The organism is Mucilaginibacter sp. 5C4 (assembly GCF_034345625.1).
GTDB lineage: Bacteria > Bacteroidota > Bacteroidia > Sphingobacteriales > Sphingobacteriaceae > Mucilaginibacter > Mucilaginibacter aurantiaciroseus.
Map to the genome: position 1 here is coordinate 2,048,958 of NZ_CP133775.1, position 15,122 is coordinate 2,064,079.

Consider the following 15,122-nt stretch of genomic DNA (forward strand, 5'->3'; position numbering starts at 1 on the left):
ACATGAACCGCCTCGTAAAAAAACTCGAAAAAATTGGCCGCGACCCCAAAATAACTGCTAAAGCGGTAGGCCTGCGCTATGTTGCAGATTCTACCCCCGGCTATACCCGCAAAAAAAGCGGCAAGGGGTGGACGTACCTGGATGCCGATGGCAAAACCGTTAAAGATAAAGAGCTTGAAGAGCGGTTCAACAAACTGGTGATCCCGCCGGCGTATACCAACGTATGGATCTCACCTTATGATAACGGGCATCTGCAGTTTACAGGCGCAGATGCCGCCGGGCGCAAGCAATATCGTTATCACACCTATTGGAACAAGATCCGTAACCAATCGAAATATCATCGCCTGCAAACTTTTGCGGCGCATTTGCCTGCCATCCGTAACCAGGTGGATAAAGACCTTGCCCGCCAAAAACTCGACCACGAAAAAGTGGTTGCCCTGGTGGTGCGCTTAATGGAACTCACCAGCATCCGCGTAGGGAACGAATCATACAAAAAGCTTTACGGCTCTTTCGGTTTAACCACGCTGATGGATAAGCACGTGAAGATTGAAGGCAGCATGCTAAATTTTGAGTTTAAAGGCAAAAAGGGGGTAATGCACAAAATTTCCCTGCAAAGTAAAAAGCTTGCCAGGTTAGTTAAGCAATGCCGCGACATCCCCGGGAAAGAACTGTTCCAATATTATAACGACGACAACACCCGATGTACCATAGGCTCGGGCGATATCAATACCTACCTTAAAGAGATTACCGGCGAGGATTTTACCGCCAAAGATTTCCGTACCTGGGCAGGTAGTGTAAGTGCCTTGTATGCCTTTAAGGAAGCCGGCGAGTTTGATACTATATCCGAATGTAAAAAGAAGATCGTAAGCGTATTGGATGAGGTTGCCATTAACCTGGGCAACACCCGCACTGTTTGTAAAAAATACTACGTGCACCCAACGGTTATCAAAAGTTACGAGGAAGGTACCATCTTTAAATACATCAAAAAACTGGATGAAGATAAAGATGTGAAATCTGCAGAATTGAATATTGCCGAAAAAGCGTTGCTGGATATTTTAGAGCATGAAAAGCTGGCGGAAGCGAGTTAGGATATTCAATAATCCTTTGTCATGCTGAACGTAGTGAAGCATCTAACTCTACACCTGTAAACGATTGCACAGTTCAATAATAGATCCACTCCGTTGGCTAACGGAACAGGATGACAAAAAGTATAACAAAAAAGGTTGACCAGGCTTGCCCCGATCACCCTCGAAATTAGGTTAACAACTTAATTGATCTTATTATTGTTTCCCTTTTTTGGTGTAGATATAAACCACACCATATTTGGCTTTGTCGCCGTATTTCTTAACTGTATCGGCACTGTTGCTGGTGCTCATGCGGTCGATCTCAAATGCTGATAATTTTTTTAGTCCTTTTTCGCTGGCTACTTTACCGTCAATTACGATCAGTTTGTCTGACACTTTATCAAAAGTATTGTTGTGTGCAGCGTATCCCCCTGTAGTAATAAAATTTAGCTGCCATTAGCCGATACGCCCGGGGCAACACTAAATGTTTGATAAACATTTGTTTGAGCGGGAGCGCCCTCGAAATAAATTGCTGTGTCCGAAGTTTTAATATTATTTTTTGTACCATAACCGGTTATTACAACTTCTTTAACATCGTTATCCCGGGTATGCATACGCTTTATTTAAACCTATCATTTTAATAACCAATAGTTTAAGGTTGTATGCCTTTGCCATTGCATAAAATGTGCTAAATTTGGTTGCTAATTAAACGGGTTTAAATTATTAATATGCCCATTACCACCACTGTAATAACCGGGGCTACATCCGGCATCGGTAGAGAAACCGCCATGGCGCTGGCCCGTAAAGACCATGCGCTGTACCTTTTGGTGCGTGATACCGAACGGGGCGAAGCTTTGAAGCATGACATTACATCGGCCACAAAAAATAAAAATATTTATGTGGTGCAATGCGACCTTGCCGACCTGGAGAGCGTGCGCAACGCCGCAGGTATTTTAAAAAGAAGCCTGCTATCTATCAATATATTAATAAATAACGCAGGCGGCATATTTGCCGGGCGCGAGGAAAGTAAAGACGGTTTTGAAATGACCTTCGCGGTAAACCACCTTGGCCATTTTTTATTAGTGCAATGCCTTTTGCCTTTGTTGGAAAAAGGACATGCGCGCATCATCAACGTAAGTTCCGAAGCGCACCGTATGGCCAAACCAAACTTTAACGATCTGCAATGGATAAAACGCCCATACTTCGCCTGGAAGGCTTACGGTACAGCCAAGCTTTTTAATATATACTTTACACGGTCGCTGGCTATAAAATATGGTAAAAAAGGTATTAATGCTTTTGCATTGCACCCGGGTTTGGTTAACACCGGCTTTGGCACCAAACTTAGCGGTTTTAGTAAATTGCTTATGGCGCTGGCGAGGCCGTTCATGATATCGGCCGAGAATGGCGCGCAGACCACCATTTACTTAGCATTAGCAACCCGTATAGATGCTAAAAGTGGCAAGTATTTTAAGAGCCTCCAACCTGCAAATTCATCAGTCGCGGCAACCAATGAGTTAGGGCGCGACAGGCTTTGGGACTTGAGTATGGAACTGATTGAACCCTTCTTAAATTAATTGTGTAATATTTTTGTGGCATATTGTAGGGGTGGATTAATTGCTTTAAATTAGAAATTGAAACATACGCTTACACAATTATGACAATCAACAAAAAATTACTTGCGACTATAGGCCTTTTAGCTGCCGTTGTATTTATGGCAATGGTACCCGCGGTTAAAAAACCGGCCGAAGAAAAATTTAAAAACTTAAAGGTTTTACCCAAAGACATCACCGGCGCGGAAATAGACAAAGTGATGGAAGAGTGGGAGCACGCCTTAGGCGCACGCTGTAGCTTTTGCCACGTACGTAACGAGGATACCAAAAAAATGGACTTTGCCGCTGATGGCAAACCGGAGAAAGACATGGCCCGCGAAATGTATAAAATGACGCAGGGCATCAACAAAAAATATTTCCATGCGGAGAAAGACAGCACAGGTGTAATTATGGAAAGCAGTGTTAATTGCTACAGCTGCCACCGTGGTGTATCGCACCCCGAAGTTGTTAGGGCATCAGACTTACCACGCCAGCCAAGCCCTGCACCGGCACCTGGCCAACCGGGATGGGCGCCAGGCGCATCGCCAGCACCAGGTACAGCTCCGGGCACACCGCCTCCGCCGCCACCAGCACCACCTGTTGAAAAGAAACAATAGTTTTTTAACCACAGAGAGCACAAAGATTTTCACAAAGGCCACAGAGATTATTCTTTGTGGCCTTTGTGCTTTTAAACTCTTTAACACGTCATTGCGATAGTGTGGCAATCTTCGATAGATTAGCAGTTCCCCTCAAGAGAGGGGTTGGGGGTGTTAAGCAGGGTCTGTGGTTTTACGTTCTTGCTGTGCTTTAATTAACGCGAGCCCGCTCATTGCCGCGGAGGCTACTTGTTTTTCGCTGCTGTTTATTTTTGTTTTGGCGCTCAAGAGGGTTTCGCCGTCTCCTCTTGATACAAAAGGAAGCAAATACCGAGCGATAGTGAGCTCATGAACACCTATAAAAACAAACAACAGGTGAATAAATCAAGACAAAAAAAATCATTCCCCGCACGAGCCTTTACCCATCGGCCCCGGTTTTTTGTCGGCCCACCGCTCCTCTATACCTATCTTAACCAATTCTAAAAATTCTTTAATTCTATAAATTAGGGTTCAGCCAAATTGCAGATGCATGGTACATATTAGATGCTTCAAACGTTCAGCATGGCAAGGGAAAAGAAAATCATTTCAATTCTAAAATCCTGTCAATCCCGGTTCAGAAAATTGCGTTAAGGATAGAAGCGGATACCAGCCTTGCGGCTAAGGCCCGTGCAGTATGAGCGTATAGCCTGCCCGTAGGGAACGCCCAAAACGCCTTTCGTATAACCTACCTCTTACCCCATTCAAGAGGGAAAAGATGCGCTTTGCAGTTCTTTTGTGTCCGCTGTGATTTCTCTCCGTGCCCTCTGTGGTTAAATCTACACCTAAAAATTCTGCGCTATCACAAACCCGCTTGCCCATGCCCATTGAAAGTTATAACCACCCAGCCAGCCGGTAACATCCACACATTCGCCGCCGAAGAAAAGGCCCGGTACTTTTTTGCTTTCGAGGGTTTTGGATGATAGTTCGTTCGTATCTACGCCGCCGGTCATTACCTCGGCTTTGTCGTAACCTTTGGTGCCGGCTGGTTTTACTTTAAACTCGTGCAGCAGTATGCTGATGTCTTCAAGCTCAGTTTTGGTGAGGGATGCCAGGTTTTTATCCGCGGGTATATAATCTACCAATGCCTCGGCAAATTTGCGGGTGAACAGGTTGGATAGGTAGGCCAGCAGCATTTTTTTGCCGTTTTGCTCGCGTTCCTGTAGTATCAGCTCGATAATATTTTTGCCGGGCAGCAGGTCGATGTAAATATGCTCTCCGGGTTTCCAGTAGGAAGAGATCTGCAAAATTGCAGGGCCACTTAAGCCCCAATGCGTAAACAGGATGTTTTCTTCAAAACTTGCCCTGTCATTCCACACACGGCAAAATATACTGTTGCCCGATAGCTGCTCGTACCATGGTTGATCTTTACCGGTGATGGTAAGCGGCACCAGGGCAGGGGAGGTTTCGGTAATGGCCATCTCAAATTTGCGGGCCACACGCAGGCCAAAATCGGTAGCGCCCATTTTTTGAATAGGCAGGCCGCCACTGGCGATAACCACTTTCGGGGCAAACAGAATCTGCTGTTTATCGTTCCGCAGGATGGTGACATTAAATCCATCTTCGGTTTGTTCAACAGCAGTAACCTCGGTATCGCACCAAATCTCCTGGCCAAGGTCGTTACACAGGTTTGTAAAAACATTCACTACATCTTTTGCTTTGTCGCTCACCGGGAAAAGCTGCCCAAGTGTTTTTTCTTTCCCTTCAATGCCATAGGTTTCAAAAAAGGTTACGGTATCATCAACCGTCCATTGCGCCAAGGCCGAGCGGCTGAAATGCTCGTTCTGAGATATAAATTGTTTATGCGTGGCGTAAAGGTTAGTGTAATTGCACCTGCCGCCGCCGCTGATCAGGATCTTGGCACCTACTTTATCGTTCTTTTCTAATACCAAAGTTTGCTTGCCTAAAAAGCCGGCCTGTACCGCGCACATAAGCCCGCAGGCGCCGCCGCCAATAATTATAGCGTCAAAAGTTGATTGTTTTGTTAAATTTGCTGTCATGGATGATGTTGCGCAAATATCAGAATTTGGAAAGATACTTATCTTTTTAATTACGGGTATCGTGTTTATTGGAGGATTGTTTTTTGTGAACCGCCTTTTAGCACCCCGTAACCCTAATTATGAAAAGCTAACCACGTACGAATGTGGCGAAGAACCAACCGGCAATGCCTGGTTGCCTTTCAACTCGCGCTTTTATGTTATCGCGCTGGTTTTCTTGCTGTTTGATGTGGAGATGGTGTTCGTTTTCCCTTGGGCTACGGTATTTGGCAACCGCGAAATTATAGCAACTGATTCCCGCTGGGGATGGTTCTCACTGATAGAAATGTTCATCTTTTTAGGGATACTGATATTAGGCTTAGCTTACGTTTGGGTAAAAGGCGACCTCGATTGGATAAAACCAAAAGTTACCCTGCCGCAAACAGATGCCCGCATCCCCCAAAACTTATACGATGACCTGAACGCCCAGCAAGGCAATTTTAAAGTAAAAGAGTTTAGCCTGGAGATAGCGCAACCGGCTATTGCAACTGCTATAGCCACTACAACTTCTGCCGCTGAACCAAGGAAGCCAATGTTTAAACCATCATTTAAAAAACCAGCTAATGACGCCTGATTTGACCAACGAAGCCGGTGGCATTGTGATCACCAAAATGGATGACCTGCTTAATTGGGCAAGGCTGTCATCATTATGGCCGTTAAGTTTTGGGATTGCCTGCTGCGCGATAGAAATGATGGGGGCGTTGGCTTCTACGTACGATCTGGACCGTTTTGGGGTCTTCCCAAGGCCGTCTGCACGTCAATCAGATGTGATTATCATAGCCGGTACGGTTACCTTTAAAATGGCCGAGCGCATCAAGCGCCTTTACGAGCAAATGCCCGATCCTAAATATGTGATCTCCATGGGCTCATGCTCCAACTGTGGCGGCCCGTACTGGCAGCATGGCTACCACGTGGTAAAAGGCGTTGACAGGGTTATACCGGTTGATGTATACGTACAAGGCTGCCCGCCAAGGCCGGAGGCGCTTATCGGCGCTATTTTGGAACTGCAAAAAAAGATTGAAAAAGAGCATATAGTGGCAGGGGAGCAGCCGGCTTAAACCACCATTGTTATTTTGAGGGAAGCGCAGCGACGAGAAATCTTGTTATTATGACAAGTCTTCGATTTTTCATCTAATAAGATTTATCTGCGATGAGCTCCCTAAGGTCGGTTCTCCTTGTACCTCGTTCGAAACAATTCTCTTTTATTACTCGTTTCCAGTTTTTCCGCCCTTGTTGGTGTTGTCAGCAACAACCCGCTATGCTTGTAACAACTGCTTTAAACTTTTAAATGAATAATATGGTGGCACTACATTGTCAGTAATCTAAAATGTAAATCGCTGATTATTAATTAATTGCAAATAATCGTGTATGTTCACAAACGTGAACGTGAACATTTGGGCTGTTTTGAGCTCTTCGAAATGGCATTTCTTTTTTACAGTTAATCCGTTACATTTGTTTTCTATGCAAAAAATATTGGTAGCTAACCGGGGCGAGATCGCTTTACGTGTAATGCGTTCGGCCCGCGAAATGGGTATAAAAACAGTAGCCGTTTATTCTGAAGCCGACCGTAACGCCCTGCATGTGCGTTACGCCGACGAAGCCGTTTTTATCGGTGCAGCACCATCCAATCAATCGTACCTTGTTGGCGATAAAATCATTGCCGCCTGTAAACAAACAGGTGCCCAAGGCATCCATCCCGGTTATGGGTTCTTAAGTGAAAACGCCAATTTTGCAAGGCAGGTACGCGAGGCTGGGCTTATACTAATAGGCCCATCGCCTGAAGCCATGGAAGTGATGGGTAACAAGCTATCTGCCAAAGCCGCAGCCTTAAAATACAATATCCCCATGGTGCCCGGCACTGAGGAAGCCATAACCGATGTGCCCGAAGCCAAGCTCCGCGCCGTGGAGGTTGGTTTCCCCATCCTGATCAAAGCTGCTGCCGGTGGTGGTGGCAAAGGCATGCGCATAGTAGACACCCCCGAAGATTTTGAAGAACAAATGGGCCTTGCCGTTTCCGAAGCTATTTCGGCCTTTGGCGATGGCGCTGTATTTATAGAACGTTATGTTTCATCGCCAAGGCACATCGAGATCCAGGTTTTGGGCGATACGCATGGCAATATTGTGCACCTTTTCGAGCGGGATTGCTCGGTACAGCGCCGCCATCAGAAGGTGGTAGAAGAAGCGCCATCGTTTATATTGACGCCCGAGATTCGCGCAGCGATGGGGAAATGCGCGGTTGATGTGGCAAGAAGCGTGAATTACACCGGCGCAGGTACCGTGGAGTTTATTATGGACGAGAAACTGGACTTCTTTTTTCTGGAGATGAACACCCGCCTGCAGGTGGAGCACCCCGTTACCGAACTGATCACCGGCATCGACCTGGTGAAAGAACAGATCCGTATTGCCCGCGGCGAAGCCATCAGCTTTAAGCAAGACGACCTGAAGATCCAGGGTCACGCCATGGAACTGCGCGTATATGCCGAAGACCCCGCCAATAATTTCCTGCCGGATATAGGCACACTGCAAACCTATGTTACCCCTAAAGGCCCCGGCGTGAGGGTTGATGACGGCTTTGAGCAAGGCATGGAGATCCCGATCTATTACGACCCGATGATTGCCAAGCTGATCACCTACGGTAAGGACCGTACAGAGGCTATAGAACGTATGATAAGGGCTATTGACGAGTATATTATCACCGGCATCACCACAACCTTACCGTTTGGCAAGTTTGTAATGCAGCACGATGCTTTCACCTCGGGCAACTTTGATACCCACTTCGTCAAAAAATATTTCACCCCCGAGTCGCTGGAAACAGGCAACGAAACGGAAGCGCTTATCGCTGCCTTGGTAATGGAGAAGTTACTGGCCGGAAAGAAAATGGCGGTTGCAGAAACCATTGGTGCTGAAGAGAGTAATTGGGTTAGGAATAGACGCCCCCTCTAAATCTCTCCCGGTAGGGAAGACTTTTTTGTTAATCTGCTAAATCCCGGTAATTCCTTCCAACTCCTCAATCAACCACACTTGCCCGGGGATGATCTTTACTTTCGCTTCATCAATAGTAAACCAACCTGCCCTGTCAATTTCTGGGAAACTGGCGCGTTTGCCGGATTTTGGCGGCCATTCTATTTCGAAGGTATTACTGGCAATATTGGCATGGTCGATGTCGCCTTCTACGGCCCAGGCATGTACTACTTTACCGCTTTTTTGTTTAGCGGGTTGTAGCTTTATAAAATTACCGGTGATCGGTTTGCCAACTTCTTCCTTAAATTCGCGTTGAGCGGCGGTAAGCAGGTCTTCATCATCAAGAAATTCGCCTTTGGGGATAGACCAGGCGCCATCATCTTTTTTGCGAAAGTATGGCCCGCCCGGATGCGCCAGGAAAATCTGTAATAATCCGTTTGTTAACTTATATAATAAGATCCCCGCGCTTTGCTTTGGCATAAAATAGTTTTAATGGCAAATTAGCAAAACACAAAGTATTATGGTTAGTTTTATGCTAATACATTCCCTGTAAGTAAACCTTTTTTGATATGGAAGATACCCGCTGGACGAAATTTAAGCTTTGTGGCGACTATAATATGGATCTGCACAGCCTTTATCTGGCCTGGAGCACGCCCGCCGGGCTGGAAAAATGGTTTTTGCGCAAGGCGGATTTTTTTACGGTTCCGCAGCGACTGCGTGGTAATAATGAGCAAATTTTAAAGGAGGATACCTATACCTGGTACTGGCATGGCTACCATAACGATGTAATGCAACAGGGTAGTGTGCTGGAAGCCAACGGGCAAGATCAGATCAAATTTACCTTTGCCGGTGACAGTATAGTTACCGTAAACTTTAGCACCCGGAATGGCCTGACAATTATCGAACTGGAACAAACCAACATCCCGCAGGAAAGCGACCCCGAAAAAAACCTGATGATACAATGCCAGGTAGGGTGGACCTTTTACCTCGCCAATCTAAAATCGGTTATGGAGAGTGGAAAGGACCTGCGCAACAAACGGGTTGATTTGTATAGTTGTTTTAAGTAATGCGCAACTTTTTATTTTTAGAAATATTTTTTAACCTAAAACGGGTATGCTGATTTTTAAATCGCCTTATGAGCGAAAGTGAAAATAAAGTTGCATTAATATTGAAGTGCTTTAGTTATAACTAAGTACCATTATCACAACGTATTATGACCACCTCAAAGGGTACTAATGCAGGCAAAGATTTCAGCTTTACAGGTAATATCGAGTTTTTGGGTAGCCACAAAGCAAAACTATCTTTCAACGGGCAAGTATTTGATATAACTATACAATAATATAACCATAAGCATTTAAAAGCGGCTAAACCAAAAGGTTATCCGCTTTTTTTATGATGTTGGGATAACATACGGCACACCTAAAATTCTGTATTTTTACAGCACTATGTTTACAGGAATTATAGAAACTTTAGGTAAAGTAACCGATCTGCGCCACGATCAGGGCAACCTGCATATCACCGTACAATCGGGTATTGTTAATGAGTTAAAGATCGATCAATCGGTTGCACATAACGGCGTTTGTTTAACTGTGGTAGGATTGACTGATGATACCCACACCGTTACCGCTATTGAAGAGACCCTGAACAAAACCAGCATAGGCCACCTAAAAGTTGGCGAACCTGTAAACCTGGAGCGCTGCATGCAAATGAATGCCCGTTTGGATGGGCATATTGTACAGGGCCATGTAGACCAAACCGCCACTTGCACCAAATTTACCGAGCTCGACGGCAGTTGGGAATACACTTTTGAGTATGATTCATCGGCAGGTAATGTAACGGTAGAGAAAGGCTCTATATGCGTAAACGGCATTAGCCTAACCGTGGTAAATTCGGGCCCTAACTACTTTTCGGTAGCCATTATACCATACACTTACGAGCATACCAACCTGCACAACGTAAGCGAAGGCTCGGTTGTGAATCTGGAGTTTGATATTATTGGAAAATACGTGGCAAGGTTGATGAATAGGTAAAGCGAAATGTCAGCCTGAGCTTGTCGAAGACTTATATAAGCGACGAATGGTTCGACAGGCTCATCATGACAAGCCTATTTACTCAAAACCGCCACCCTGCTTTTCGAATAATCAATAAAACCTTTTTGTTTATCTACCGGAGGTTTACTGGCAAGATATTTCTTATAGTATTTAAAGGCGCTTTTTTTATCCTTTAAATTCGTATCATAAACGTTTGCCAGCGAGTAGTAGATCATAGGTGTTTCATCAAATTCCAAACTCTTTTGATAAGCTGTTATGGCTTTTTTAAACTTGTGCAGTTTCTCGTTACTATCCGCCACCTCGCCGTAATATGCACCGATGTTTGGGGAGAGGCCTTCGGTAATGGCTTTTTGCAGGTAAAATATCGCCATGTTTTGATCTTTAACGGCCTTGTAGCCTAAGCCAGTATAATAATAACTGGTTTCGTTGCGGGCTATCTCATCCATACTTACAAAGGTAGAGATGCTGCAATCATAATTTGGGGTGTTGTAATAAGCTACACCAAGCTTGGTAAGCACCTGTCCCGACCCACTACCATAATTTACCAGTTTAAGACAGGTGCCCACAGTTTTCGGCCATTTCTTTTGAGCGTATTGCAGCTTCATGAGGCTGTTGAGTAGGACGATATTCTCCGGGTCGGCGGTTATGGCGGCGTTTAGTACTTTTTCGGCCTGCGCGGTAAATTTCATACTGATGTACACCTCGCTCAGGTCAGATGCCACATCCGGTTCGGCAGGATTTAATTTATTGGCCTTTTGCAGATAAACGATGTAGGAGGTAAGGTCGTTTTTATCGTGGCTGATGGTAGCCAATTGCTTATACACCATAAAGTTTGTAGTATCGCGCGTTAAGATGCGCTTGTAATAAACTTCGGCCTTGGCATTGTTACCGCGGCGCAAGTTTAAACTCCCCAGGCTATACAATACCGGCGTATTGGTAGAATCTATATTATAGATGCGTTGGTAGTACCCCTCTGCATCGGCCAAACGCCCTGCCATGTTTAATGTATAGGCCAGTTGCCCCAGCGCTTTTGTACTATTTATTGGTTCGCTGTAGGTTTCTTCAGGTAATCGGCAGCTTCTGCAAAACGCTGATTTTGGTAATAGTCCAACAATAAAGCGTCATCAACTTTAGTTGTTTCCTGCGCGAAACATCCTATAGATAAGATGGAAAGGAGTAATAGGCAATATATGGATTTCATATAACTAAGTTATTAGTTATATGTGGTAAATTCAAATTAAATCTACTTTGGCACTGTTATGGCTATATGTAGTGTATAAAAAATTAAGATACCTATGGATAAGATCAGAAAATTTGAATTGATGGAAAAAATCGTCCATGAATTAGAGGATTTAAAAAACAGTAACCAGGCGTTGATACAGAAGATCGCGAAAATCGAAGTAGACAACATTGACCTTGGCAATAAAAGAATAGAAAAAGACTTGCCAGACATGCACCAGCGTATAGCAGATAATCTTGACACTATCGCCAGCATATTAGAAGATTTTGCAAGCCAGACAGATGAGTACAGCAACAAAAACAATATCACTGCACTAAAAGAGCAGGAAGAAATAAGCAAACTGTAATAGGTTTGGCTAAAATAAAAGAAGCCCGCATTGATGCGGGCTTCTTTGTGTCACAATATTTCTACTGGTACTGTATATAAATAGGAGCGGGCTTCAAACTCAAAACCTCTTTAGGTGTCAACATCCGCTTAGGGGCGTTCTTAATATCATTCTTATAAAATAATTTGAAACCCGTAAACTGTACAGGTTCGCCGGCTGCGTAATATTTGTAGGTTCCTTTCTTAAGTTCGGGCGGCCCCCATCCATCCATATCCATCACAAATTGTACGTTGCTGTTAAGTTTAATATCCCGATAATTGGTAACCATGCGTTTGGTGAAACGATGCACCACAAATATCTTTGGCGGCAGGTTATATTTTTTACAAAGGCTGCTGAGGTAATTGCTCACATAGTTAATGTCCTTAGCATCAAATGTGCCGATACGCTTGCCGGGTACGCTGCCTTCTTTCATAGAAAATTCCGGGTCGATACCGAAGTGTACGTTTGGCATCTTTAGGTATTTTTCTAACATTGGCAGCTCGGTTTCAACCGTACTAAAGCCCACCTGAATGTCTAAGAATACCAAGGCATTGATAGGTTTAGCCATCTCAATAGCTTTATCTATCTGGCTGAACGGCATCCTCTGGTTATGTAAACCATTTCGGCCTGCATCCGCCTGGGCAGTAACGCATATATAATGTAAAGCTGGTTTTACAGGCGTTGTAGGATCAGCAGCTTCCCAACTTTTCACCTCGGCTAATAGCTTAGTACGCATCACCGATGGCTCATATTCGCCAAGTACGCCCATGTTTTTGGAGTACATATTGCCGTAATAAGCCACCACACGATAGAAAGGCAGTATGGCCCCGGCTTTTGGGTAAGGCGCTTTTTTAACAGGCCATTTGCCTGTTTTATCGCCATTAGCTAAACGGATCATTAACGAATCGTAGCGGGCGCTATCAAGGGTGGCCGGTTTTAAGGTGCTGTCCTGTTTAACGGTTTGCGCGGATGCGGAGAAAGTTGATGCGGCAAAGGTGACCAATGCAGCGATGCGTAGAATGTTTTTCAAGTGCTGTTTAGTTAGATTGCACAAATAACGCATTTTATGGTTATGAGTTTGGAATAAATAAAAACTATGTCATTGCGAAACGTAGTGACGTGGCAATCTCAGAGGACAACCGGATATGCTGAGATTGCCACGCTATCGCTCGCAATTATATTGTTTTTTGAAAGCATTACTCTATACTCTTCCCCTTCATTGCGGTAGCAATGGCTACATCCATTACACGTTCGGCAAAGGGGCGGGTAAAGTCGTTTAAGGTGTCAATTTTGGTGTGGATCAGGTCTTTATCGCCGGTGCTTAGGGCTGCTTTAAGGGCTTCTAACTGGGTATGAGTTTCAGTAACTTCATCAGCGTTTAAAAGCTGACCATTCTTTTTAAGGAAATTCTCGACCACGTAAACCATTTGCTCAGCCTCGGTCTTGACTTCTATCAGCATGCGGGCGTTTACATCATCTTTGGCGTGGGTGATGCTGTCCATCAGCATTTGTTCCACCAGGTCGTCGGTAATGCCATAGGCTGGTTTCACTTCTACCTCCTGCTTAACGCCGCTGCGCAATTCAATAGCCTGGATCTTTAGGATCCCATCGGCATTCAGTATAAAGTTGATATCTACCTTAGGGAAACCTCCAGGCATAGCGGGGATGCCTTTTAGCTCAAACTCGGCCAGTTTGCGGTTCTCGCTGATCAGGTCGCGTTCGCCCTGGTACACGGCGATCTTCATGTTCACCTGGCCATCTTTCGATGTGGTATATTGTCGGCCTGCCTTGGTCGGGATTTTGGAGTTACGGGGGATAATGGTATCCATCAAACCACCCATAGTTTCGATACCTAAAGAAAGCGGGGTAACATCAAGCAGTAAAATATCGCTGCGGTTACCGGCTAAAACATCGGCCTGTATGGCGGCACCAAGCGCAACCACCTCATCGGGGTTAATGCCATCATGCACCGGGCGACCGAAAAATTCGGCAACCATCTTTTTAACTAAAGCCGTGCGGGTACTACCGCCAACCATCACCACTTCATCAATATCAGCGGTAGTTAGTTTAGCGTCTTTCAAAGCATTTTGGCAGGCGGTTATGGTTTGCTGCACTTTGGGTAGTATCAGTTCCTCGAACGTATTACGGTCGATAGTGCACCAGATATCACCTATCTTTTCGTTGAAAATACTTTGGTGGGCAAACGCTTTCTTAGCTTCCTCGGCTTTCAGGCGAAGCTCTTGTGTCAACTCGCGGTTATTGGCCAGTTCGGCTTTGTCTATTTTATTTTTCTCTATCCAGTAATCGGCAATGGCGCGGTCAAAATCATCACCCCCCAAAAAAGTATCGCCATTGGTAGAGAGCACTTCGAAGATGCCATTCTGAATTTGCAAGATGGATACATCAAACGTACCACCACCCAAATCATATACCGCAATGGTTTTGGTTTCTTCTGGATCGAGGCCAATGCCATAAGCAAGGCTTGCGGCTGTAGGCTCGTTTACAATACGCAAAACATCCAGCCCGGCAAGTTTACCTGCATCGCGTGTTGCCTGGCGCTGCGAATCGTTAAAATAGGCAGGCACGGTTATTACCGCGCGGCTTACCGGGGTTTTAAGGGCATGCTCGGCACGTTCCTTAAGTTCTTTCAGGATTAGTCCCGACAGTTCGATAGGGTTGTAAAATTTATCGCCAACCTTAATTTTTACCAGGTTCTCGCTATCGTCATCAATGATCTTGTAAGAGAAAAAATCCTGGTAGTTTTTTACATCAGCATAAGATCGGCCCAGCAAACGCTTAACCGAAAATACGGTATTTTGCGGATCGGTGATCAAATATTCTTTAGCTTCGTTACCTACGGTGATATCGCCTGCGGTACCAAAGTGCACAATAGAAGGCACTAAAACGCCTTTACCGGTATCATTGATCACCTTCGGGTTTTTGTCGGGGTCGATAAAGGCAACCAATGAATTGGTTGTACCCAGGTCGATGCCTACAATAATATCCTCTTTTTGTATTGAACCCGTTGCCAGGTTGATAGAAACTTTAGCCATAGTAGTATATCACAAAGCGCAAATGTAGTTAGTTTTAAGGGACGGAGTGTCATTTGGATTTCGGATTTACTATTGTCTGAACTCGAATTATAAGAATTAACGCATTTTCGGAACTAAAAGGCTTCAAATTCT

General features: G+C 44.9%; 18 protein-coding genes. 10 read left to right on the forward strand and 8 right to left on the reverse strand.

Going from position 1 to position 15,122, the window contains the following annotated elements; genetic code table 11:
- Positions 1–2 precede the first annotated feature (2 nt).
- Positions 3–1,088 (forward strand): DNA topoisomerase IB, encoded by a 1,086-nt coding sequence (locus RHM67_RS09755; protein WP_322232012.1) that lies wholly within the window; start codon positions 3–5, stop codon positions 1,086–1,088.
- Between the two features lie 192 nt (positions 1,089–1,280).
- Here the strand turns inward: RHM67_RS09755 and RHM67_RS09760 are convergent, their stop codons facing one another.
- On the reverse strand, positions 1,281–1,460 hold the full coding sequence (locus tag RHM67_RS09760; protein WP_322232014.1) for a hypothetical protein: 180 nt from the start codon (positions 1,458–1,460) through the stop codon (positions 1,281–1,283).
- A 50-nt stretch (positions 1,461–1,510) separates the two neighbouring features.
- The gene (locus RHM67_RS09765) at positions 1,511–1,678 is read right to left on the reverse strand and encodes a hypothetical protein (RefSeq protein ID WP_322232016.1); all 168 of its coding nucleotides are present in this window, start codon (positions 1,676–1,678) and stop codon (positions 1,511–1,513) included.
- A gap of 114 nt (positions 1,679–1,792) precedes the next feature.
- Here RHM67_RS09765 and RHM67_RS09770 point away from each other — a divergent pair, with 114 nt between their 5' ends.
- Entirely contained in the window at positions 1,793–2,638 is an 846-nt protein-coding gene (locus RHM67_RS09770; RefSeq protein ID WP_322232017.1) for an SDR family oxidoreductase, read from the forward strand.
- 80 nt (positions 2,639–2,718) lie between these two features.
- Positions 2,719–3,270, forward strand: coding sequence for a c-type cytochrome (locus tag RHM67_RS09775; protein WP_322232018.1), 552 nt, complete (start codon positions 2,719–2,721; stop codon positions 3,268–3,270).
- Positions 3,271–4,070: 800 nt separating this feature from the next.
- On the opposite strand, the gene RHM67_RS09780 is transcribed toward RHM67_RS09775, so the two are convergent.
- The gene (locus RHM67_RS09780; RefSeq protein ID WP_322232020.1) at positions 4,071–5,285 is read right to left on the reverse strand and encodes an NAD(P)/FAD-dependent oxidoreductase; all 1,215 of its coding nucleotides are present in this window, start codon (positions 5,283–5,285) and stop codon (positions 4,071–4,073) included.
- On the opposite strand from RHM67_RS09780, the gene RHM67_RS09785 reads away from it, so the two are divergent.
- The 3 genes from RHM67_RS09785 (at position 5,284) to accC (ending at position 8,264) form a co-directional block, all read left to right on the forward strand.
- The gene (locus tag RHM67_RS09785; protein WP_322232022.1) at positions 5,284–5,895 is read left to right on the forward strand and encodes an NADH-quinone oxidoreductase subunit A; all 612 of its coding nucleotides are present in this window, start codon (positions 5,284–5,286) and stop codon (positions 5,893–5,895) included. The two genes, RHM67_RS09780 and RHM67_RS09785, sit on opposite strands and share 2 nt — an antisense overlap.
- A complete protein-coding gene (locus tag RHM67_RS09790) occupies positions 5,885–6,379 on the forward strand; it encodes an NADH-quinone oxidoreductase subunit B (RefSeq protein ID WP_252757343.1) in 495 nt (164 codons plus the stop codon). The genes RHM67_RS09785 and RHM67_RS09790 overlap by 11 nt, the downstream gene beginning before the upstream one ends.
- Before the next feature lie 403 nt (positions 6,380–6,782).
- Positions 6,783–8,264, forward strand: a complete 1,482-nt coding sequence (gene accC / locus RHM67_RS09795; RefSeq protein WP_322232023.1) for an acetyl-CoA carboxylase biotin carboxylase subunit — start codon at positions 6,783–6,785, stop codon at positions 8,262–8,264.
- Between the two features lie 36 nt (positions 8,265–8,300).
- Here accC and RHM67_RS09800 read toward each other — a convergent pair whose 3' ends face one another.
- Positions 8,301–8,762, reverse strand: a complete 462-nt coding sequence (locus RHM67_RS09800; protein ID WP_322232024.1) for an NUDIX domain-containing protein — start codon at positions 8,760–8,762, stop codon at positions 8,301–8,303.
- Between the two features lie 89 nt (positions 8,763–8,851).
- Between RHM67_RS09800 and RHM67_RS09805 the strand changes: the two genes are divergently transcribed.
- The 3 genes from RHM67_RS09805 (at position 8,852) to RHM67_RS09815 (ending at position 10,312) form a co-directional block, all read left to right on the forward strand.
- Positions 8,852–9,349, forward strand: a complete 498-nt coding sequence (locus tag RHM67_RS09805) for an SRPBCC domain-containing protein (protein WP_322232025.1) — start codon at positions 8,852–8,854, stop codon at positions 9,347–9,349.
- 146 nt (positions 9,350–9,495) lie between these two features.
- Positions 9,496–9,621: a hypothetical protein gene (locus RHM67_RS09810; RefSeq protein WP_322232026.1), complete on the forward strand. Its 126-nt coding sequence runs from the start codon at positions 9,496–9,498 to the stop codon at positions 9,619–9,621.
- Positions 9,622–9,727: 106 nt separating this feature from the next.
- Positions 9,728–10,312, forward strand: coding sequence for a riboflavin synthase (locus tag RHM67_RS09815; protein ID WP_322232028.1), 585 nt, complete (start codon positions 9,728–9,730; stop codon positions 10,310–10,312).
- A 74-nt stretch (positions 10,313–10,386) separates the two neighbouring features.
- Here RHM67_RS09815 and RHM67_RS09820 read toward each other — a convergent pair whose 3' ends face one another.
- Both RHM67_RS09820 and RHM67_RS09825 read right to left on the reverse strand, forming a co-directional pair.
- Positions 10,387–11,331 carry a hypothetical protein gene (locus tag RHM67_RS09820; protein WP_322232029.1) on the reverse strand — a complete coding sequence of 315 codons (945 nt, stop codon included), beginning with the start codon at positions 11,329–11,331 and terminating at the stop codon, positions 10,387–10,389.
- A gap of 41 nt (positions 11,332–11,372) precedes the next feature.
- Positions 11,373–11,534, reverse strand: a complete 162-nt coding sequence (locus tag RHM67_RS09825; RefSeq protein WP_322232031.1) for a hypothetical protein — start codon at positions 11,532–11,534, stop codon at positions 11,373–11,375.
- 94 nt (positions 11,535–11,628) lie between these two features.
- Between RHM67_RS09825 and RHM67_RS09830 the strand changes: the two genes are divergently transcribed.
- On the forward strand, positions 11,629–11,919 hold the full coding sequence (locus RHM67_RS09830) for a hypothetical protein (protein WP_252757337.1): 291 nt from the start codon (positions 11,629–11,631) through the stop codon (positions 11,917–11,919).
- A 61-nt stretch (positions 11,920–11,980) separates the two neighbouring features.
- On the opposite strand, the gene RHM67_RS09835 is transcribed toward RHM67_RS09830, so the two are convergent.
- Together RHM67_RS09835 and hscA are read right to left on the reverse strand one after the other, a co-directional pair.
- Positions 11,981–12,967 carry a hypothetical protein gene (locus RHM67_RS09835; RefSeq protein WP_322232033.1) on the reverse strand — a complete coding sequence of 329 codons (987 nt, stop codon included), beginning with the start codon at positions 12,965–12,967 and terminating at the stop codon, positions 11,981–11,983.
- 166 nt (positions 12,968–13,133) lie between these two features.
- Positions 13,134–14,990: a Fe-S protein assembly chaperone HscA gene (gene hscA, locus RHM67_RS09840; RefSeq protein ID WP_322232034.1), complete on the reverse strand. Its 1,857-nt coding sequence runs from the start codon at positions 14,988–14,990 to the stop codon at positions 13,134–13,136.
- Positions 14,991–15,122 lie beyond the last annotated feature (132 nt).